18 protein-coding genes and 1 tRNA gene are annotated in these 19,293 nt (G+C 36.4%); 5 read left to right on the top strand and 14 right to left on the bottom strand.

The window, feature by feature from the left end; translation table 11 throughout:
* Positions 1 to 2: 2 nt before the first annotated feature.
* From ybeY to DYQ05_RS08555, 11 genes are all read right to left on the bottom strand, one after another.
* Positions 3 to 473: an rRNA maturation RNase YbeY gene (ybeY, locus tag DYQ05_RS08605; protein ID WP_020965603.1), complete on the bottom strand. Its 471-nt coding sequence runs from the start codon at positions 471 to 473 to the stop codon at positions 3 to 5.
* The gene (locus DYQ05_RS08600; protein ID WP_252723318.1) at positions 466 to 2,577 is read right to left on the bottom strand and encodes an HD family phosphohydrolase; all 2,112 of its coding nucleotides are present in this window, start codon (positions 2,575 to 2,577) and stop codon (positions 466 to 468) included. The genes ybeY and DYQ05_RS08600 overlap by 8 nt, the downstream gene beginning before the upstream one ends.
* Before the next feature lie 207 nt (positions 2,578 to 2,784).
* Positions 2,785 to 3,747 (bottom strand): PhoH family protein, encoded by a 963-nt coding sequence (locus DYQ05_RS08595; protein ID WP_206183265.1) that lies wholly within the window; start codon positions 3,745 to 3,747, stop codon positions 2,785 to 2,787.
* Positions 3,748 to 4,070: 323 nt separating this feature from the next.
* Positions 4,071 to 4,142, bottom strand: a tRNA-Gly gene (locus DYQ05_RS08590).
* Between the two features lie 70 nt (positions 4,143 to 4,212).
* Positions 4,213 to 4,776 (bottom strand): chromate transporter, encoded by a 564-nt coding sequence (locus tag DYQ05_RS08585; RefSeq protein ID WP_020965600.1) that lies wholly within the window; start codon positions 4,774 to 4,776, stop codon positions 4,213 to 4,215.
* Positions 4,776 to 5,357: a chromate transporter gene (locus tag DYQ05_RS08580; RefSeq protein WP_020965599.1), complete on the bottom strand. Its 582-nt coding sequence runs from the start codon at positions 5,355 to 5,357 to the stop codon at positions 4,776 to 4,778. Before DYQ05_RS08580 ends, DYQ05_RS08585 begins: the two co-directional genes overlap by 1 nt.
* A gap of 40 nt (positions 5,358 to 5,397) precedes the next feature.
* Positions 5,398 to 5,757, bottom strand: coding sequence for a ribosome silencing factor (gene rsfS / locus DYQ05_RS08575; RefSeq protein ID WP_206183264.1), 360 nt, complete (start codon positions 5,755 to 5,757; stop codon positions 5,398 to 5,400).
* Positions 5,758 to 5,769: 12 nt separating this feature from the next.
* Positions 5,770 to 6,969, bottom strand: coding sequence for an LCP family protein (locus DYQ05_RS08570; RefSeq protein WP_024468489.1), 1,200 nt, complete (start codon positions 6,967 to 6,969; stop codon positions 5,770 to 5,772).
* A 12-nt stretch (positions 6,970 to 6,981) separates the two neighbouring features.
* Positions 6,982 to 7,635, bottom strand: coding sequence for a bis(5'-nucleosyl)-tetraphosphatase (symmetrical) YqeK (yqeK, locus tag DYQ05_RS08565; RefSeq protein ID WP_225969353.1), 654 nt, complete (start codon positions 7,633 to 7,635; stop codon positions 6,982 to 6,984).
* Between the two features lie 493 nt (positions 7,636 to 8,128).
* Positions 8,129 to 9,472, bottom strand: coding sequence for an alanine/glycine:cation symporter family protein (locus DYQ05_RS08560; protein ID WP_206183263.1), 1,344 nt, complete (start codon positions 9,470 to 9,472; stop codon positions 8,129 to 8,131).
* Positions 9,472 to 10,044 (bottom strand): hypothetical protein, encoded by a 573-nt coding sequence (locus tag DYQ05_RS08555; RefSeq protein ID WP_020965593.1) that lies wholly within the window; start codon positions 10,042 to 10,044, stop codon positions 9,472 to 9,474. Before DYQ05_RS08555 ends, DYQ05_RS08560 begins: the two co-directional genes overlap by 1 nt.
* Before the next feature lie 166 nt (positions 10,045 to 10,210).
* On the opposite strand from DYQ05_RS08555, the gene fabZ reads away from it, so the two are divergent.
* The 3 genes from fabZ (at position 10,211) to DYQ05_RS08540 (ending at position 11,805) form a co-directional block, all read left to right on the top strand.
* Entirely contained in the window at positions 10,211 to 10,642 is a 432-nt protein-coding gene (gene fabZ / locus DYQ05_RS08550; RefSeq protein WP_024468493.1) for a 3-hydroxyacyl-ACP dehydratase FabZ, read from the top strand.
* Between the two features lie 212 nt (positions 10,643 to 10,854).
* A complete protein-coding gene (nrdD, locus tag DYQ05_RS08545; RefSeq protein WP_020965590.1) occupies positions 10,855 to 11,058 on the top strand; it encodes an anaerobic ribonucleoside-triphosphate reductase in 204 nt (67 codons plus the stop codon).
* The gene (locus tag DYQ05_RS08540) at positions 11,059 to 11,805 is read left to right on the top strand and encodes an anaerobic ribonucleoside-triphosphate reductase activating protein (protein ID WP_206183262.1); all 747 of its coding nucleotides are present in this window, start codon (positions 11,059 to 11,061) and stop codon (positions 11,803 to 11,805) included. It begins immediately after the preceding gene.
* Positions 11,806 to 11,951: 146 nt separating this feature from the next.
* Here DYQ05_RS08540 and DYQ05_RS08535 read toward each other — a convergent pair whose 3' ends face one another.
* Both DYQ05_RS08535 and DYQ05_RS08530 read right to left on the bottom strand, forming a co-directional pair.
* Positions 11,952 to 12,494: a DUF2147 domain-containing protein gene (locus DYQ05_RS08535; RefSeq protein ID WP_024465579.1), complete on the bottom strand. Its 543-nt coding sequence runs from the start codon at positions 12,492 to 12,494 to the stop codon at positions 11,952 to 11,954.
* Positions 12,495 to 12,622: 128 nt separating this feature from the next.
* Complete coding sequence (locus tag DYQ05_RS08530; protein WP_020965587.1) at positions 12,623 to 14,035, bottom strand: aminopeptidase; 1,413 nt, start codon at positions 14,033 to 14,035, stop codon at positions 12,623 to 12,625.
* Between the two features lie 250 nt (positions 14,036 to 14,285).
* Between DYQ05_RS08530 and DYQ05_RS08525 the strand changes: the two genes are divergently transcribed.
* Positions 14,286 to 15,890, top strand: a complete 1,605-nt coding sequence (locus DYQ05_RS08525; RefSeq protein ID WP_206183261.1) for an ATP-binding protein — start codon at positions 14,286 to 14,288, stop codon at positions 15,888 to 15,890.
* Positions 15,891 to 15,941: 51 nt separating this feature from the next.
* Here the strand turns inward: DYQ05_RS08525 and purH are convergent, their stop codons facing one another.
* Positions 15,942 to 17,549 carry a bifunctional phosphoribosylaminoimidazolecarboxamide formyltransferase/IMP cyclohydrolase gene (gene purH / locus DYQ05_RS08520; RefSeq protein ID WP_206183260.1) on the bottom strand — a complete coding sequence of 536 codons (1,608 nt, stop codon included), beginning with the start codon at positions 17,547 to 17,549 and terminating at the stop codon, positions 15,942 to 15,944.
* Positions 17,550 to 18,076: 527 nt separating this feature from the next.
* On the opposite strand from purH, the gene DYQ05_RS08515 reads away from it, so the two are divergent.
* Positions 18,077 to 18,820 carry a YebC/PmpR family DNA-binding transcriptional regulator gene (locus tag DYQ05_RS08515; protein ID WP_020965583.1) on the top strand — a complete coding sequence of 248 codons (744 nt, stop codon included), beginning with the start codon at positions 18,077 to 18,079 and terminating at the stop codon, positions 18,818 to 18,820.
* Positions 18,821 to 19,293 lie beyond the last annotated feature (473 nt).

The following is a 19,293-nucleotide window of genomic DNA, read 5'->3' as shown; positions in this document are numbered from 1 at the left end:
ATTTATTCCAAATATACAATTGTATTATTATAATTTTTCAGTAAATTTTCCTGAAGTACCAGCATTTCCTGCTCGGGAGAATTGTCGGAATGATTCATTCCGCTTAAATGAAGTATTCCGTGAATAAGAAGGCGTTTTAATTCTTCGTTTTTTCCGACATCAAATTCTTTTGAATGAAAATCCAAGGTTTCAAGACTTATTATTATATCGCCCGCATTAAAACGTTTTTCGTTTCTTTCATCAAAATACTCATCGCCCTGTTCAAATGAAAGAACGTCGGTAGGAGAGTCGATATTTCTGTATTGTTTATTTAGATTTCGGATAAACCCGTCATCACAAAACAAAATCGAGATATCCCAATTTTCGTGTTTTAAGTCTTTTAAAACGGTTAAAACGAATTTTTCAATCTTTTTTACAGGGATAAACCCCGGCGGTTCATCACCCGTAAAAGATACACAAACAGAATTAGACATTATTATTTCCTTTAGAGACTTGCCCTATAATTTCAACTTCGGCTTTTTGCGACATTTTTTTATTTGAATCCTCAGCTTCATCATCATCGCCGTCTTTTTGATTGGGATATTTCATTCTTGAATGGTAATAACCTATCAAAATATTCAAAAAGGATTCTTTAATTATTTTTATTTCGCTAAAGGTGAGATTTGAATTGTCAAGCATTCCCATTTTTATTTTATTTGAAATAAGTTCATCTATAAATTTTTTAAGCCTCGTAGCGCTGTAGTTGTCCAAAGAACGGCAAGCGGCTTCTACGGTATCGGCAAGCATAACTACAGCCGATTCTTTCGAGCGCGGAGGGGTTCCGGGATACGAAAAGTCTTCGGGGTTTACATTAGGGTCGGCTTCTTTTGCCTTTGCATAAAAATAAGTTATTAAGCTGTTTCCGTGATGTTCCGCAATTATATCGATAACAGCTTGCGGAAAATGCAATTGACGGGCTTTTTCGACACCCAATTTTACATGACTTCTAAGGATTGTAGCCGAAAGACGAGGGTTTAAGTCCAAATGCTTATTGTAAGTGCTTTGATTTTCGGCAAAGTATTCCCCCTGATCCATTTTTCCTATATCGTGATAATAACCGCCTACACGTGCCAAAAGAGGATTTGCTCCTATTTCACGGCATGCACTTTCGGCAAGATTTGCCACCATCATCGAATGGTTGTAAGTGCCCGCAACGGTTAAAAGCATTTTTTTCATTATCGGAGAATTAAGGTCTGAAAGTTCTATAAGGCGGAAACTTGTAGGTGTATTTAAAAGTGTTTCCAAAATAGGTAAAAAACCCAAAACTAAAATTCCGCTTATAAAACCGTTTAAACCGGTTTCCAAAACCAAAAACGTTTTATCGGATGCACTGCCGGGAAATATTATCATAAGGGCCGATATAATTACAGGTTGAACAAAGGTTAAAATACAGGAAGTTTTTATTAAATCCATGCGTTTTCCCGTTATATTTATTAACCCGGTCCCTGCAAGACCTGAAAAAAGAGCAAACAGTGCGGGCTGAATTTTATACCCTGAGGCGCCGAAAACGGCAAGAGTTAAAACTATAACCGTCAAAGCGGCAATCTTTTGAGAAATTAGAGCTGCAATAAGCATTCCGAAAAAGGCTACAGGTAAGACGGCACTGATATTTAAAGGGTAAGAAGAAATACCGAGTTTTGATGTAAATAAAAGTAAAACATAAATAATATCAAATAAAATTAAAATCAATAAATTAAATTCAAAATCAAGCGAGTTCCCTATAACTTTTTTTGAAAATAAAAATAAAGAAGTAATTAAACTGAAAGCTAAAAAAATAATCGCTCCTGCAAGCTGTATAAAATCTATATGTTCTCCATCTTCAGCATAAATTTTTAACTGTTCTACGGCTTCATCCGTTATTGCAAATCCGCGCTTTATAATTCTTTGTCCTTTTGCAATCGTAACCTTTACAGGCTGCACTTGCTTTAAAGCTTCATTTATACGCATTTCAGTTTCTTCGGAAGCAAAAATAATATTAGGTTTTACAAACGGCTCCAAAAGACTTACAACATATATATTAAATTCGGATTTTTTAATTGATACAAGGATTGTATTTACCGCTGCGGAAAGGTTTTCAATAAGTACCGGTTTTTTAACCGAAACATTTTCATAAGATTGTTTATCGAATTGTTTTGTTACTATAGTTAATTCCGTTTCATTTAAATCTTCAATTCCCTTTGCAGGAAATTCTATAAGTCCGGTATCCACTATTTGCCGCAATATACTTGTAGCAACTGTAGTTATTTCATAAAAATCAGGAGAATTATAAAGCCGCTCCAAATTTTTTTCATTTATAATTGTGGGATATTGGTCCAAAACGGCGGATTTAAAGGCGGAAAAGGCCTTTGCATTTGTTTTAGCCTCTATCAAAAAATTTAAAAATTCGGAATAAGTTTTTAAAATTCCTGAAGAAACTGCGCTATCTCTATAAAAAACCGGTAAAACGGAATTTTTTGCGGTAATCTTGCGTATTTTAGTCGCTTTTTCGTCCACATACTCTATTGTTCTGTTGGAAATTATATCGCTGCTTGCAACCATTCCTATTTCAATTTCGTTTATATTCAGTTTTGAAACTCCCGAATTTTCAAACGAATTGATATAAATTAAAACCGATAAAATACAAAAACTGATTAAAACCGCAAAAGTAAGCCCTTTATTTCGTTTAAGTTTTTGTATTAAACTTGCAATTTTAGTTTTTATAATACTTTCTTTTTTATTTTTTTGCCATAAGATTTTTGCTCCCGCTTATCCGGAAAGGTTTTCATCGCTCCTTTCGTAAGCTGTTATTATTTTTTGAACAAGAGAATGGCGCACTACATCGGCCGCCGAAAATCGGATAATTCCTATTCCCTTTATTTTATTTAAAAGACTTACCGCATGAGCAAGTCCCGAATTTTTTCCTGAAGTAATATCGGATTGAGACGGGTCTCCCGTTATAATCAGCTTTGAGCCTTCACCCATACGGGTTAAAAACATTTTCATTTGCTCCCTCGTGGTATTTTGGGCTTCGTCCAAAATAACTACCGAATTGTGAAGAGTACGCCCGCGCATATAGGCCAAGGGAGCTACTTCAAACATATTCGATTCTTCCATTTGGCGGATAAATTCAAAGGGGAGTAAAAGCTCAATCGTATCGTAAAGAGGTCTCAAATAAGGGGTTATTTTTTGGACAAGGTCGCCGGGCAAAAAGCCTAAACTTTCTCCCGCTTCAACTACAGGACGGGTTAAAACAATTTTACGCACTTGACGGCTCATAAGCATTTGTAATGCACAAGCTACCGCAATGTAGGTTTTTCCCGTTCCCGCAGCTCCGAGGCCGAAACTTATATCGTTATTTTTTATGGAGTTTATAAACTCAAGCTGATGTCTGTTTTTAGGATATACGGAGCGGATTCCCCGCGGGATATGAATACAGCTTAGCTCAAACTCATCATTATCCGTTTTACCGTCCATAGTTGAAATAAGCGATTGTAAATAATCCGCGGAATTGTCCGATGTAATTTCGGAGGAATTGACGGCCTTATCCACTACATGTTGAAAGCGTTTACATACCTCATCATCGGAGCTTAGCACGCTTAATTCATTACCTCGGCATACAACTTGCGCCCCCAAATAACTTTCAAGGCTGCCTAAGTTTTTATCATTTGCTCCGCATAATGCAGATAAAACGGTCTTATCTTTTAAAACAATTGTATATGTTTTTTCCAAACAGTAATCCTCATAAATAACAAAAGTTAAGCAGGATTTGTAAAAAATCCGCTTACTTCTAAAAACCGATATTTTTAGAAGTATTTACATTATAATAGTATACTTATTTTTTAAAGATAGTTCAAGTGTGCCGTAGTTTTTTTATCTTAAATAAACACAATCGGTCTCTAAAAAAGAATTTCAAACTTTTTATCCTGCAGCTTTGTTGTCGGCAATAGATAAGGGGGTAATAACAAAATAAGTTGAAAAATTTTAACTTCTACAAGAATTTAGACATTTTATGAACGGTAAAGCCGGTTTTAAGATGTAAAGGAATAAAATCAAGCGGATGATGGGAGTCGAACCCACGTCTCCAGCTTGGAAGGCTGGGGTAATAGCCGTTATACGACATCCGCAATAACAGAAAGTATTATATAGCATTTATTAAATTATGTCAATAGAATTATTAAAAAAAAACACCGAAATTTACAAAAATAAAATACCGAATAAGGCGCTTAAAATAACTAAAATTACAGGATGTAATTTTTTTAAACATAAAGTTAAAGCGAATAAAACACAAAAAAATAAGGCTTGTTTTAAATTAAGCAAATCGATTAATTTGCCTGTAGCCTTAAAATTATTTAAAGTAAAAACGGAAATATTTAAAACCTGCCAAAAAGCTACCGCAATCATACCGACGGCTCCCGCACGAAGGCCGTAAAAACTTTTTTTTACTAAAGGCTTTTCCTGAAAAGAAGCCGCAAAGCGGGCTATCAAAACAATTACTATAAGCGAGGGCAAAACAATTCCTGCCGTAAGTACAATTCCGCCTGTAACTCCGTAAAGTTTATATCCTATATAAGTTGCCATATTTATACCTATAGGGCCCGGGGTGGATTCGGAAATAGCGACCATTGCAAAAAAGTCCTCACTTGTTATAAGACCGCGCGGAATAAGTTCTTGCTGCATTAAACTGACTGCAACCAAACCGCCTCCTATTGTACAGGCTCCTATATACATAAACAAAAAAAATAAGCCTATTAAACCCATTATTTCTTATCCCCTTTATAAACGGCTTTTAAAGTTTGTATAAGCCAGCCTGAAAATGCTGAAAATGCAACAATCCATATACCTTGAACTTTAAAAATAAACATTGCACTGAAAGAAAAAACGGCAATTAAAAGCGTAAATACATCAAATACGGTTTTTTTTCCGAAATCGAAAACGGCACGTAAAAGCAAAACGGAAACGGCAATATTAATTCCTTTTAAAGCTTTTTTTACCCAAAATATTTCACTGAAACTTTCAATAAAGCCCGCAATTACGGTAATCGTAATTAAAGAAGGAAGAACAATTCCGAATGTTGCAATAGCGGCACCGATTATTCCGCATTTTTTATAACCTACAAAGGTCGCAACATTTACCGCAATAATTCCCGGAGTGCACTGCCCTATTGCAAAATAATCTATTATTTCTTCTTCCGTAATCCATTTTTTTGAATCCGCCAAGTCGCGTTTTAAAATAGGAAGCATTGCAAGTCCTCCTCCGAAGGTAACGGCTCCTATTTTAAAAAAAGTAAAAAAAAGAGAAAATAAAATTTTTAATTTTTCAAGAGCGGCTGTTTTATTCATTTTATAAAATTTACAAAAAAAACATTAAAATTTTTTCCGTTTATTCTTCTAAAATATTTTTAGAATCATACCAAATTTTTTCCAGTGTATAAAAATTCCGTGCGGTTTTACTCATTAAGTGAATTACTATTCCGCCCAAATCAATCAGTTTCCATTCATCACCGTCGGGACTTTTACGTTTTGTATGGTACTCTTCCAAGCCGTATTGCGGAACAGCCTCATAAATACGTTTTTCCAAACCGCCTGCATGAGCCGCACTTGTTACCGTACAAATGATAAAAAAATCGGTCCAAATATTTTTATCGCGTAAATCCAAAACAACGGTTTCTTCCGCTTTAAAGTCTTTTAAAAGTTTCCCGAGCTCTAAAGCCGGCTTATAAAAATCGAAATTTTCAATCATATAACCTCTCTCTTATTTTTTAGGAACGACATAATATCCGTTAAAATCGGAACCTAAAATTATAGTAAAATCCACATTGGTTTCGCTTCCGTATTCGGCATCGGAGGGAAGCTGTGTAGTGCGGATATTTTTGCAACGGATAACTTGCGCAACGATTTTTGCTACGGTAGAATTTCCTATTCTGTCTATTAAGACTGTTTCAGCCGCCGGTTCTTCCGTATTTCCCACCTGAATTACATCGTAACCGAAACTCTGATAAACTTCGGAAGTGTTTTTTGCCAACCCTTGAACATTTGTTCCGTTTAATATTTCAAGTGCATAAATACGTTCCAGAGCGGAAGAGTCTTCGGAAGCTAAAACTGCAATTGCCTGCCTTATAATTTCTTTCAGCTGCTGTCCGTCTCTAAAAGGAAATAAAAGTTTTTTTTCTTCTACATATCTTACGGTTCCCGTAAGACGCTGCGGAACAAGTCTTTCGGAATCCATTTTACACAAATATTCAATTAACTTTTTAAAGTCCTCGCCTTTTATATTCGAGCTGAAATTGTTTTGGACGACTTGAAATTTTTCCTCCGAAAAAATATCGGGAGAATTATCGTTAACGGCCCGCAGCATTGCAAGAAAGGCTTTTTGTTTTCTTAACGCGGCTTCTCCGTCTCCGTCAAGTTCATCTTCGTAAATAAGATAGTCCCGCATCTTATCTCCGTCCAAAGCAACCGAACCGGAGGGAAGAAGAATACGCATAGCTTCATTATCTATATCCACCGGAGTCGGAATAAAAACGGAAAGACCTCCAAGCATATCGGTTAATTCGGCAAAATTTTCCAAAGTGCAAGTCATATAAATCGGTATGGAAATGCCTGTAAGTTTTTCAATTTCTTTTTTAAAACTTTCTATTCCTTTTTCGGTATAAACGGCTCCTATACCGTCGGTTCTGTTTAAGGATTGAATAATTAAGCCCGTGTTTGAAGGAATATCAAACATAGCACTTCTTTTGGTTTCAGGATAATAAGCAATTACATTAGATGAAATAGGATTCCCGTTATCTTCAATAACGACAAGCACCTTTAAAATTTTATCGTCGGAAAGATAAGTTTCAAAAACATCGGTTCTCATTTTTATTAAAACTGCAATGCCCGAAGTTATAAATACTACAAGAATCATTAAGAGGAAAATGGCATTTTTTCCGGTATCCATAAGTTTAATTTTCATTTATTTATTCCTTTAGAATCGGCTGTGCTGCCCGATTAAAGCGGCTTCTTTTAATAATCCGTCGTACATTTTTTGTGTAAGAGTATGAAGGTTGCCGCCTTTTTTTTCAATATAAGAAATATTCCAATCCAAGACTTTAAGCATAAGAGTATTAAGTGATGCCGTTTCGGCAAATTCACGGAAACATTCGGTATCCGGCCGACCCGGTTCAATCTTATCTGCAATATAAACTATTTTTCCCAGAGCGTCAATTCCCTCATATCCGAAGGTATGAAAAGCAACCGCTTTTAAAATTGAGTTATCAGTAACTCCGAATTCGGTTTTTAAAATAACCGCTGCGGCCCTTCCGTGTAAAAGATTTAATCTTGTCTTTTCAACCTCATCTATTCCCAAACCGTCTTCTTTTACAATTTTTAAAAGAGTTTCATCGTCGCATTTTTTACATATATCATGTGAAAGACCGGTAAAATATGCAAGCTCCGGCATAACATTTTCTTCTTTGTATAAACTTGCAAGATAAGATGAATATTCCGCAACCCGCACCGAATGAGCATACCTGGATTCGGTTAAATTTGTCTTTGCATAAGAATTTATCAGTGCGGTTAAATTTTTTAAAGATAGTTCAGGCATGGGAGCGAGTATACAGCATTTATCGCATTTATTCAATCGGACACATTTAAATTGTTTTTTTGCCGTCGGTTTAAAATTTATAAAATAGTATTTTTATATTATAATTATTAAAAAAAATAAATATTTATTAAATTATTCTTGACAAAAATCTTAAGATGTGTTATAAGTATACAAGATACCCATAAATAATATTTGATTCTTTTCATTAAAGTTCTATTCCTCTAAAATAAAACCTAAAAATTGTTCCATAACAAACGGTTCGGTCTTAAAGCGTATACTTTAAGACCGTTTTTTTTGATAAGAGGTTTATTGATTTAAAATGTTATTTATGCTTAATTTTTAAATAATTTAAGGTGATAAAATAAAAAAAACTTTATTGAGCTTTCCAGGAAAGTTCATAGCACAATTCCATTGTACCGTTTTTATTTTTTTTCACCGACCGGTAAGATAATAATAAGCTCTTTTGTATCCATAACAAAACTGCTACTCGAATTCATACTTCCAAGACAGTTTACCCTCTTTCTTACATCTATCGTAATGAGAAAGAACATCTTTTGCTTAAAAGTAAGGCGGCGATATTGGGAAGAGCCATTAAACCTGTAAACAGGTCTGTAAGCTGCCAAACAAAGGAAGGGTCTAAATAGATACCCAGCACCATAAATGTTAAAACAATAAATTTAAAACCTGCAATTATAATCTTATTTTTCCCGGCCAACAGCTTAACATTTGATTCGGCGACGAAATACCAGCCTATAATTGTAGTAAGTGCAAAAAAAGTTAATGCAACGGGAAGAAAAATTTCACCGAAACGTCCGAAAACCAGTGTAAAGCCTTTTAACGTCATAGTGGAACCCGTTTCTTTCATCAGTTCGGCAGGAACGGTCATATCATAAGAACCTGAAACGAGATTTATAATAATAGTACTTAAACAAATTAAAAAAGTACAGATAAAAACACCTATCATTGCAGTAAAACCCTGTTCGGCAGGGTGTTCCGAGCTTGCGACGGCATGGGAGTGAGGAGTAGAGCCCATACCTGCTTCATTGGAAAAAAGCCCGCGGGCTACTCCGTACCGTACGGCGTGTTGTACTGTAATACCCAACACTCCTCCTGAAATAGCTTCAGGCGAAAAAGCTCCTAAAAAAATCGCCTTAATAGCGGGCAAAAATTGGGAAGCGTTTATTATAATAATAGCAAGAGAGCCTAAAATATAAAGAATTGCCATAACGGGAACAACCTTTTCGGTAAAACTTGCAATACGTCCCATACCTCCTGTCAATATCATTCCGACTACAGCCAAAAGGCCTGCCGCAATCCATGTGTTTGAAAAACCGAATGCGGTTTTAACGGAAACCGCCACGGAATTGGATTGAACCATAATACCTGCAAATCCTAAAGCGGCTATTGCAAAAACCGCAAATATTACCGAAAGCCATTCGGATTTTAATCCGTTTTTTATATAATAAGCGGGACCGCCTACCAATTCTCCGTTTTTTGTTTCACGGAAAATTTGCGCCAATACAGCTTCAACGAAAATTGTGGACATTCCGAAAAAGGCGGAAAATAACATCCAAAATGCGGCACCGGGACCTCCTGCAGCAATTGCGGTAGAAACACCTACAACATTCCCGGTCCCTACCTGTGCCGCAACGGCAGTTGTAAGGGATTGAAAGGGCGTCATTCTGCCTTCAGGCACTTCCGTCTTGTTTTTTATATCCGAAAACATTTTGCCCATTGCAGGAAACATTCTGCTTATTTGCGGGAATCTTAACTTAATGGAAAGAAAAACTCCGACGCCTACTAAAACAAATAATAAAACATAATCCCATAAGATTGAATTTAAAAATTGTATGCCTTTTACGATTACTTCCATTAATTTTCTCCCTTTGTATTCTTTCCGTTTTCCGAATTTTCAATTTTTCGGGCCGGTTCACCTGCATTAAAGGCGAACTTTGCAATTATCCATATTAAACTTGAGCGTATAAATGCCGCCAAAAAAATTGTCTGGAATGCGGCGGTTTCCATAGCGGAAGTAGCCGAACTTGAAGAAAGAAGAAAGTGCCGTGCGGCATATTCTATTGTATTTGCTCCGAAATCGCATAACATTAAAAGTAAAATTAAATGTGTTTTATAAACCGATTTTTCGCTTCTGACAAGCACATAATAAAAAATACCGTATCCGAGATAAAATAAAATTTCAAGCGAGTGGTTAAATACCTCATAAATTGAAAAACCGCTTGAAACGCCTGAAACGAGAATGCGAACAATACATACGCCGATTCCCGCAAAAGCCGAGGCAATAATAACGTTCAGCTTTGCATTTCTCTGAAGCGCTGCGGCTAAAACGATAATACCTAAAGTAATCCTTAATCCGGTTAAACCCACAGATAAGTTAAACAGTGAGCATACTGCCGATATCACGGCAACAATTAAAATTTCCAACATAACACTTCCTTAAACTTAAATTATAAAATAAGGCGGATTGTAACATAATAAAATAAAAAAATCAAGAAAAAAAAGGCGGATTTTCTTGAGAAGTTCTTCCATAAAAAATAAGCCCTTGCTAAAGATTTAAATTATATGTATACTGCGCTTTAATTAAGGAGTTATAATGAGTCTTACAAATAATATAGAAATCTTACTTCCTCACAGGAAACCTTTTTTATTCGTTGATGAAATAATAAGTGCCGATGAAAAAGGCAGCATCAGCGAGCACACCTTTACTAAAGACGAATTCTTTTTTAAAGGACATTTTCCGGAATATCCCGTTGTTCCCGGCGTAATTTTAATCGAAACTATGGCTCAGGCGGGAGGAGCGGCACTGAGTTTTCAAAAAATATTTGAAGAAAATTCTTTATTTTTTTTGGCAACTGTAGATAAGGTAAAATTCCGCTCACAGGTAAGACCCGACGACAAGGTAAAAATAGAAATTACCAATTTAAGGGTATCTCCGAAAATGGTAAAACAAGCCGGTAAAATTTATGTAGGAGAGGTTTTAGCCGCCGAAGCCGAATGGATGTGTCTTGTAGGAAAAGAAGGATAATATAAAAATCCTTTTATAACGGGTATCGCATTAAAACCGTCATCAAAGACAGATTAACTGTAAAATCCGCTATATTTTGACCGTTTTTATTAAAAATTCCGTATAATAAATGTAAAACCGTATTGACAAACACTATATATAGTGTTATTATTATTAAAAATAAAGATATAAACACTATATGTGTTATCTTTAAAAATTATCGGGAGGAGTTTATGAGAACCGTCGAACAAATCGATTCCGAGATTGCTCAAGTAAAAAAAGAACTTGAAGACGTTCACGGAAGAACTACGGAAGTTTATGCCAGAATCGTAGGCTATTATCGTTCTGTCAGAAACTGGAATAAAGGAAAACGCGAAGAGTATAATCACAGGCTAATGTTTTCTTCGGAAAATGAAAGAATCGAAAAGATTGCCTAGATGTATGTAGGTTTACAAAAAACCACCTTAGTGAATTTTCCCCGCCGCGTTGCAGCGGCGGTTTTTTTGCCGGGGTGTAATATGAGGTGTCCGTATTGCCATAATGCGGAGCTTGCCCTCGCCTCGCCTTCCGCTTTCTCTCCGGAGCAATCCTTTTGCGGAAATATTTACTGCAAAATTGAAGAAGTTTATGCCTTTTTACAAAAACGGAAATCTCTTATTTCCGCCTTGGTTATTTCTGGAGGAGAGCCTTTTATCTCCCCTATTTTGTTTGATATTATACGTAAAGCAAAGGAACTTTCTCTTGAAATAAAAATAGATACAAACGGTTTATTTCCGCAAAAGCTTTTAGAGGTGCTTAATACTGCCGAACTTAAACCCGATATGATTGCACTGGATATAAAAACTTCTCCAAGCCGTTACGATGAACTTTTTTCAAAAACAGATGAAGAGGTAAGCGAAAAACGGCAAAAAGCTTTGCTGAAAACAATAGAAATACTCAAAGCTGAAGAAAATAAAACGGAAATTGAATACAGGACGGTTCTTGTTCCGAAACTCGTTTCAAAAAAGGAAATAAGTGAGATTGCGGCTCTTTTGCCGAAAAATGCGGTTTGGAGGTTTGCACAATTCGTTGCAGGCTCGTGTCTTAATCCTGAATGGAATTCGATAAACCCGTATACAATAGCGGAAGCCGCCGAATTGGTAAAAACCGCTAAAAATATTATCCCCGATTCGGAATTAAGATAATACAAGACTATTATTTTAATTTTTACAAAGCATTAAAATCTTGCCTAAAGGATATGCACGGTTTGTATAAAATTTAAAAAAACGTTTAAAAATTACGGGAATTTACAAACCGTAAAACCGATAGTTTGCAAATTCCCGACTAACATCTATTCCGTCGCTAGTTCATATTTATGTTCTACGGTATTGTTTTTAATAAGTTCATCGGTTTCCGCTTGGTCGGTCTTTTCCCAATATTGGCTTCTGCCTATTCCGAGTCCTATCTCGCCTCGCATTTCCAAAGTATCTTTTTTGTATTTTTTATCGTCGGCTTTATGAAATATAATTTTACAATAATAATGTTTTCCGCTTGCCGGATCAATTATATAACCTTTATGCCAATAGCCTTCCGATTTTTTAATCAAATTGTAAATAAACGGAGTACCTACAAGCGGCATTTTATTTACTCTACCCGGTTTAGGAAAATCTTTATAAGATTCTTTACAGGCCGTAACTGCGGCTTGAGGGTGATGCCCGTTCGTCATAAGCATTTCGCCGAAAAGCATTCCGTCTTTTTCGTAAATTTTCCAAACACCCGTAACCTTGTTTGTTTTTTCATCTATACTTTTCCAAAGACCTTCGACAGGGTCCGAAAAAAGGCAGAATGTGCCTGTAATAAAAAATAAAAGAATAAAAAAGAATTTATTTTTCATAATCAATACCTCTTGTATAAATGCTATCATGTAAGACAGCTTGATGTCAATACCATATAAAAAGGGGTTTATAATTTTACGGATAAAAAAGTGCCGGATAAACCCCATTTATGGGTAAATAAATTACGTTATTTACATCCGTAAAAGCCTTTATAAGCTCTATATGCCATTAAAAGGTCAGCCTTACTTATAATTTCAACGGGTGCATGCATTGAAAGAACCGGAACGCCGCAGTCTACAACTTCAGTTCCGTATTTGGCAATAATATAAGCTATTGTACCGCCGCCTCCCGCATCAATCATACCGAGTTCGGCAGTTTGCCATACAACTTTATTGTCCGTAAAATTCTTTCTTATTTTTTGCAGGAATTCGGCATTGGCATCATTTGAACCGCCTTTTCCGCCTGAGCCTGTATATTTATTGATACAAATTCCGTTGCCTATATAGGCCGCATTCATTTTTTCAAATACGGAAGGAAAAGCCGGGTCGTAACCTGCCGAAACGTCCGCAGAAAGCATATAGGAATTTGCAAAAGCTCTTCTTACATCTATATCCGTATAACCGGTTTTAAGAGCGGCAATTTCCGCAACCATATTTTCAAAATAATATGCCTGCATACCCGTATTTCCGACAGAACCTATCTCTTCTTTATCGGCAAAAAGGGCAACCGCCGTTCTTTCAGGATTTTCAATTTCTAGAATTCCTTTTAATGTTGTATAAGCGCAAACCCTGTCATCATGTCCGTGCCCCGCAATCATTGAATTATCCAAGCCGACATTTCTTGCCTTTCCCGCAGGAACAACTTCCAATTCCGCAACCCTGAAATCTTCTTCAATAATTCCGTATTTTTTATTTAAGATTTTTAAAATATTTTCTTTTACGGGATTTTTAACTTCTTTTTCTTTACCGTTTTCGTCTTTTTCGGCCTTAGGTTTTATATTGCCTACAAGAACATTAAGCTGTTCTCCGGTAATACCTTCAGCTAAAGTTTCCTGCAATTGTTTTTTTGAAAGATGAATTAAAAGGTCGTTTATAAAAAGAACGGGGTCTTTTTCATCTTCGCCTATACAAACGTCAATTTTTTTTCCTTCTTTTGTAAAAATTACACCGTGAATTGCAAGAGGAATTGTAGTCCACTGATATTTTTTTACACCTCCGTAATAGTGTGTTTTTAAAAAAGCTAAGCCCGATTCTTCATAAAGAGGCATTTGTTTTAAATCCAAACGCGGGCTGTCTATATGTGCTCCTATTATATTCATGCCTTCCGTTATGTCTTTTCCCAAAACCATAAGCACGACAGATTTTTCTTTATTATTTAAATAAACCTTTGTACCGCGCTTTACAGAACCGCTTTTAATAACTTCATCAAGCGGTTTAAAGCCGTGCGATTTTGCTTCCTTTATAATTTGAGTTGTACATTCCCGCTCGGTTTTACCGTTATTCAAAAAATCCAAGTAGCCGTCCGAAAGTTTTTCCATTTCGGAGAACTCGCTTTTAGTTAACTCTTCCCAAGCCGATTTTGCTTTGTAAGTTAATTCCATAATTAAACCTCTCTTTATTATTTACCGTAAGGCATTTACAGAAAGTTTCCGTTTGTAAAATCCCTCATAAAATTTCCACGGTACACTAACTTGTTATAAATATACACCATTTTATAAATCGAAGCAAGGGCTTATTCGGATGATGAAAATTATTGCGGTTTACATAATAGATGTAAAAATAGCCGGATTTTAATATCGAGTATCAATAATTGACAAGCTCTCAATCCTTATGATAAACTAATAGCGTATTATGGATTTCAGCAGAAGATTGCCTATAGGCGTACAAAGTTTTGAAGTTATGCGTAACGATAAATTTCTCTATGTCGATAAAACGGAATTCATTTACCGTCTCGTTAATTCAAGCAGGGTATATTTTTTAAGCCGTCCGCGCCGTTTCGGTAAAAGCCTCTTTCTTTCAACGCTTAAAGCCTATTTTTCTGGACAAAAGGAGCTTTTTAAAAATCTGGCAATTGAAAATTTGGAAAATTCACAAAGTGAGCCTTGGAAGGAGTATCCCGTTTTTTACTTGGACTTTAATGTAGGTAAATACGACTGTGTAGAAGCCTTAACGGAAAACTTAGATTTATTTTTAAAAGAAAAAGAAGAAAAATACAATTTACCCGTTCAAAATACTCTTTCCTACGCAAAAAGATTTGCAGTACTTTTAAAAACTGTATATGAAAAAACCGGTAAACAAATAGTATTTTTGGTAGACGAATACGATAAGCCTCTTTTGCAGACAATGAATGTAAACGAAAAATTAAATGAAGAATACAGGGCAATTTTAAAAGCCTTTTATTCGGTATTAAAAAGCTCGGACAGCGTTATACGCTTTGCCTTTTTAACGGGAGTTACCAAGTTCAGTAAGGTAAGTATTTTCAGCGATTTAAACAATTTACGTGATATCAGTATGGAAGAAGAGTTTACGGCAATTTGCGGAATTACTCAAAACGAACTTGAAAATACTTTTAAACCCGAAATAGAAGTCTTGGCGGAAAGAAACAGGTTAAGCTATGAGCAGTGCATAAAAAACTTAAAACAAAAATATGACGGTTACCGTTTTTATCAAAATTGCGAGGCGGTGTATAACCCTTTCAGTTTAATAAACGCCTTTGCAAAAAAAGAATTGGGAGATTATTGGTTTGAGACCGGAACACCTACATTTTTGGTAAGATATTTAAAAGATTATAAGTATAATATACCCGATTTGGACGGAAATGTGGAAGTGAACGCATCGGGATTATCGGATTACAGGGCGGAAAGCGATTCTGCAATACCTATTTTATTTCAAGCGGGATACTTAACTATAAAGGGCTACGATACTGTAGTAAAACTGTATAGGCTAGGCTTTCCCAATGATGAGGTAAGATACGGCTTTTTATACAACCTTTTACCCGGTTATTCAAATGTGCTTTACTCCAATGCGGCATTTTCCGTTGCACAATTTTACCGCGACATTACTTCAGGCAGGGTGGAAGAGTTTATGCAAAGGTTAAAGTCCATAATGGCGAGTATTCCCTACGATAATGTAAAGAAGGAAAGCGGAGAAAGTCTTGCATTAAGGGAGCATAATTTTCAAATATGCGTTTATTTGGTGTTTGCCCTTATGGGACAGTTTGTAAAAACCGAAACGCATTGTGCAGGCGGGAGGAGCGATTGTACGGTGGAAACCGAAAATACGATTTATATTTTCGAGTTTAAATTAAAAGGAAGTGCGGAGGAAGCCTTAAAGCAAATAAAAGAAAAAAATTATGCGGAAGCGTACAGGGCTGAAAACAAAGAAATAGTTTTAATAGGCGTAAGTTTTAATGCGGAAGAAAAAACAATAGGAGAATGGCTTACGGAAAAAGCGTAAACGCCGTATACAATTAAACCGTTTTAACTCCGCTTAAAAATCGAAGCGTTTTTAATGCTTAAAATGTCTTACACCGGTAACCAGCATTGCCATACCGTTTTTATCGCATTCCGCTATACTTAATTCATCACGTATGGAACCTCCGGGCTGCACTACCGCCGAAATTCCCGCCTCTGCGGCGATTTTAATTGTGTCGGCAAACGGAAAAAAAGCATCGGAGGCCAGTACCGAATTTTCGGCTTTTTCCCCTGCCCGCTCTATTGCCTGTTTTGCGGCGTCTACCCTGTTCGGCTGCCCGCAGCCTATGCCTACGGTACAAATCCCATTTTCAGGACAACTGCCGTCAATGGGAGCTGCAAGTAAAACAGCATTCGACTTTACAGCTATACAAGCCTTCATTGCAAAGCGTAAAAGCTTTTCTTCGTTTGCGGAAGCTTTCCGTTTTGCGGCATTTTTATACTCTGTATTTTCAGAATCGCCGAAATCTTTTTCTTGAAGTAAAAATCCGTTTAATATCGATTTATATTCATATTTTTCGCTTAAAGATAAAGCCGGGGCTTCTATAATCCGTAAATTTTTCTTTAAAGCTAATAGGGGTTTTACATCTTCGGAAAACACCGGAGCTATGATACACTCCGCAAAAAGTTTTTCTATAACGTCGAAACAATTTTTATCGAATATCCGATTTACCGCTATTATACTTCCATAAGCGGAAACGGAATCGCAGGCAACAGCCGCTTCCAAGGCGATATGTAACCCGTTTCCTTCTCCTCCCGCTTCCGCAATACCGCATGGTGTCAAGTGTTTTACCACAACGGCGGCGGGGTTTAAAAATACGGAAACCGCCCGCCAAGCAGCATCGACATCAAGAATATTATTATACGACAATTCTTTACCTTGAAGAACCGTACCGCCCAAAACGCCGCCTTTTACCGATGTATTGTAAAGCCAAGCCCTTTGGTGCGGATTTTCTCCGTAGCGTAAAGACTGTCCTTCAAACCCTGCAATATAGGCACATCTTCCCTCCAATGCCTTATATTTATCTAAAGAATTAACCTCGGAATTCATGCAAGAATCTTCTGCAATTTTATTTTTCAGCCATAAACCGATTGCGGCATCGTAGCGTGTACAAACGTCAAAGGCTTTAAGAGCAAGCAGTTTGCGCTCCTTAATGGAAACCGAACCCGTTTTTTCTATTTCTCCCGCAATCTCATCATAATCGTTAAAATCGCAAATTACCGAAACCCTTCCGTAATTTTTTGCAGCGGCACGTAAAAGAGTAACCCCGCCTATGTCTATATTTTCAATACAATCCGTTTCCGTAGAAGAAAAATCCGCTATTGTTTTTTCAAACGGATAAAGGTTTGCTATAACCATATCTATAGCTTCAATTTTTAACTCTTTAAGAGAGTTTAAATCCTCTTCGGTATTTCGCGCAAGAATTCCTCCGTGAATTACAGGGTGAAGCGTTTTTACCCTTCCTCCCAAAATTTCAGGAAAAGAAGTATATTCCGAAACTTCCGTTACCTTTATATTTATACTGCGTAAAAACTTTGCAGTTCCGCCTGAAGCTAAAAATTCAAACCCCGCTTTTTTAAGCCGCTCGGCAAATTCTTTTAAACCTGTTTTATCCGAAACCGAAACCAATGCCAAACTCATTATAAAACCCCTTTTATGTTATTAAACTTCAAACTATCATATTATTATATTTTAGGTCAAGTAAGATAAATTGCTCAAATTTTTATAAGACATCAATAATCATTATACGGCTTTTCAGTTATTTCCGTTAAAACCGCTCCGCACTTTTTAGCATATTCTTTTTCTTCTGCATTATGCGAAACATAAAATATATGAAAAAAGCATTTACATCATTATTAAGTAATGTAATCACTTCACCCGAGGAATTTCTTACGGCAAGTTTCGGTTTAAGGCTTTGATATTTTTGAAAAACTTCACCGGATAAAACTATGTCGATATTATATCTATATATAATCTATTGTCAATTTCCGGAACTGCTTATATCGGAATTGTTTTACCCCATTCTTACTATACGATATAAATCCCGACTTTCTTTTTTACCGATTTTTGCGGCACGGCTGCCCTTTGTAAACATTTTTCTCCCATTGACATATTTTGTTTTTTTTTGTAAAATTATACCCTATTTTGTTATAAACTAAGGAGTTTTCATGTCAGGACATAGTAAATGGGCGACAATTAAACACGCTAAAGGTGCGGCTGACGCAAAAAGAGGTCAGCTTTTTACTAAATTTATTAAGGAAATATCTATTGCCGCAAAAATGGGCGGAGGAGATCCCGCTACCAATCCGAGGCTTAGAACAGCCGTTTTAAAAGCGCGTGCCGCTAATATGCCTAAAGATAATATCGAAAGAGCAATAAAAAAGGGAACGGGTGAACTCGGTGCCGTAAGCTATGAAGAGCTTTTATATGAAGGTTACGGTCCGGGCGGAGTTGCAGTTTTAGTTGAAGTTTTAACCGACAATAAAAACAGGTCCGCTGCCAGTGTGCGAAATATTTTTACAAAAAGCGGAGGAAATCTGGGAGCTACAGGTTCCGTAGCCTATATGTTTAACAGAAAGGGCATTATAGAATACGATGCCGAAAAAGTAAGCGAAGAAGCCGTTATGGAAACCGCTTTGGAAGCGGGAGCTGAAGACATTGCAACTGAAGACGGAGTTATTACGGTTACTACCGACCCCAACGAATTCGCTTCCGTTCTCGAAGCCTTGCAGGGGAAGGGATTTGAATCCATTTCCGCAGCCGTTTCAATGGTTCCCGATACCTACGTTACCCTTGATAATGAAACGACACAAAAAGCCTTAAAAATGATTGATAAACTTGAAGAAGATGAAGATGTTCAAACCGTTTCTACAAATATCGATATCCCTGACGGTTTTGAAATGCCGGAATAAACCGTTTACGATTTTACAGGAAAATCTTTTAAATCCAATAAAACTATACACTTAAAGAAGCGCACGGCTTTACCGTGCGTATTCTTTAAAAAGTCGGACTTTACGTTTATAAAAATACTTACCGACGTACAGAAATAAATGGACAACCGTTCTTTTTCAACACATCTTTTGAAAGCAAGCTGCACAACAAAACCCATTCAAAAACGCTCTGATACGGCGACATAAACATCGCGATATGTACACCCCGCATTCTAAACCGAAGAGTTTTCGGCATTTAAAGTCCGATATGATATGTAGAAAATTGTATTGCACAATTTTTCCGGCAGATTAGGTTGACGGAATATCGGTTTGTAGGGTATAATGGGAAAGCTCGAAAAGGTGTTATACCGACCCTTCGGGCGAACATATTAAATATTTTAAAAAATATAAAAAAATTTAATGTGCTTTTTTCTAAATGTTTTCAGAAAGTGTTC

The organism is Treponema pedis (genome assembly GCF_017161325.1).
GTDB lineage: Bacteria > Spirochaetota > Spirochaetia > Treponematales > Treponemataceae > Treponema_B > Treponema_B pedis.
This window is presented reverse-complemented; position numbering and strand designations above follow the sequence as displayed.

What these genes read in the sequence shown, in the direction of transcription:
- ybeY (WP_020965603.1), bottom strand. Translation starts at nt 473, where the DNA reads ATGTCTAATTCTGTTTGTGTATCTTTTACGGGTGATGAACCGCCGGGG.
- DYQ05_RS08600 (WP_252723318.1), bottom strand. Translation starts at nt 2,577, where the DNA reads ATGGTTGCAAGCAGCGATATAATTTCCAACAGAACAATAGAGTATGTG.
- DYQ05_RS08585 (WP_020965600.1), bottom strand. Translation starts at nt 4,776, where the DNA reads ATGGGTTTAATAGGCTTATTTTTTTTGTTTATGTATATAGGAGCCTGT.
- DYQ05_RS08580 (WP_020965599.1), bottom strand. Translation starts at nt 5,357, where the DNA reads ATGAATAAAACAGCCGCTCTTGAAAAATTAAAAATTTTATTTTCTCTT.
- rsfS (WP_206183264.1), bottom strand. Translation starts at nt 5,757, where the DNA reads ATGATTGAAAATTTCGATTTTTATAAGCCGGCTTTAGAGCTCGGGAAA.
- DYQ05_RS08570 (WP_024468489.1), bottom strand. Translation starts at nt 6,969, where the DNA reads ATGAAAATTAAACTTATGGATACCGGAAAAAATGCCATTTTCCTCTTA.
- DYQ05_RS08560 (WP_206183263.1), bottom strand. Translation starts at nt 9,472, where the DNA reads ATGGAAGTAATCGTAAAAGGCATACAATTTTTAAATTCAATCTTATGG.
- DYQ05_RS08555 (WP_020965593.1), bottom strand. Translation starts at nt 10,044, where the DNA reads ATGTTGGAAATTTTAATTGTTGCCGTGATATCGGCAGTATGCTCACTG.
- fabZ (WP_024468493.1), top strand. Translation starts at nt 10,211, where the DNA reads ATGAGTCTTACAAATAATATAGAAATCTTACTTCCTCACAGGAAACCT.
- nrdD (WP_020965590.1), top strand. Translation starts at nt 10,855, where the DNA reads ATGAGAACCGTCGAACAAATCGATTCCGAGATTGCTCAAGTAAAAAAA.
- DYQ05_RS08540 (WP_206183262.1), top strand. Translation starts at nt 11,059, where the DNA reads ATGTATGTAGGTTTACAAAAAACCACCTTAGTGAATTTTCCCCGCCGC.
- DYQ05_RS08535 (WP_024465579.1), bottom strand. Translation starts at nt 12,494, where the DNA reads ATGAAAAATAAATTCTTTTTTATTCTTTTATTTTTTATTACAGGCACA.
- DYQ05_RS08530 (WP_020965587.1), bottom strand. Translation starts at nt 14,035, where the DNA reads ATGGAATTAACTTACAAAGCAAAATCGGCTTGGGAAGAGTTAACTAAA.
- DYQ05_RS08525 (WP_206183261.1), top strand. Translation starts at nt 14,286, where the DNA reads ATGGATTTCAGCAGAAGATTGCCTATAGGCGTACAAAGTTTTGAAGTT.
- purH (WP_206183260.1), bottom strand. Translation starts at nt 17,549, where the DNA reads ATGAGTTTGGCATTGGTTTCGGTTTCGGATAAAACAGGTTTAAAAGAA.
- DYQ05_RS08515 (WP_020965583.1), top strand. Translation starts at nt 18,077, where the DNA reads ATGTCAGGACATAGTAAATGGGCGACAATTAAACACGCTAAAGGTGCG.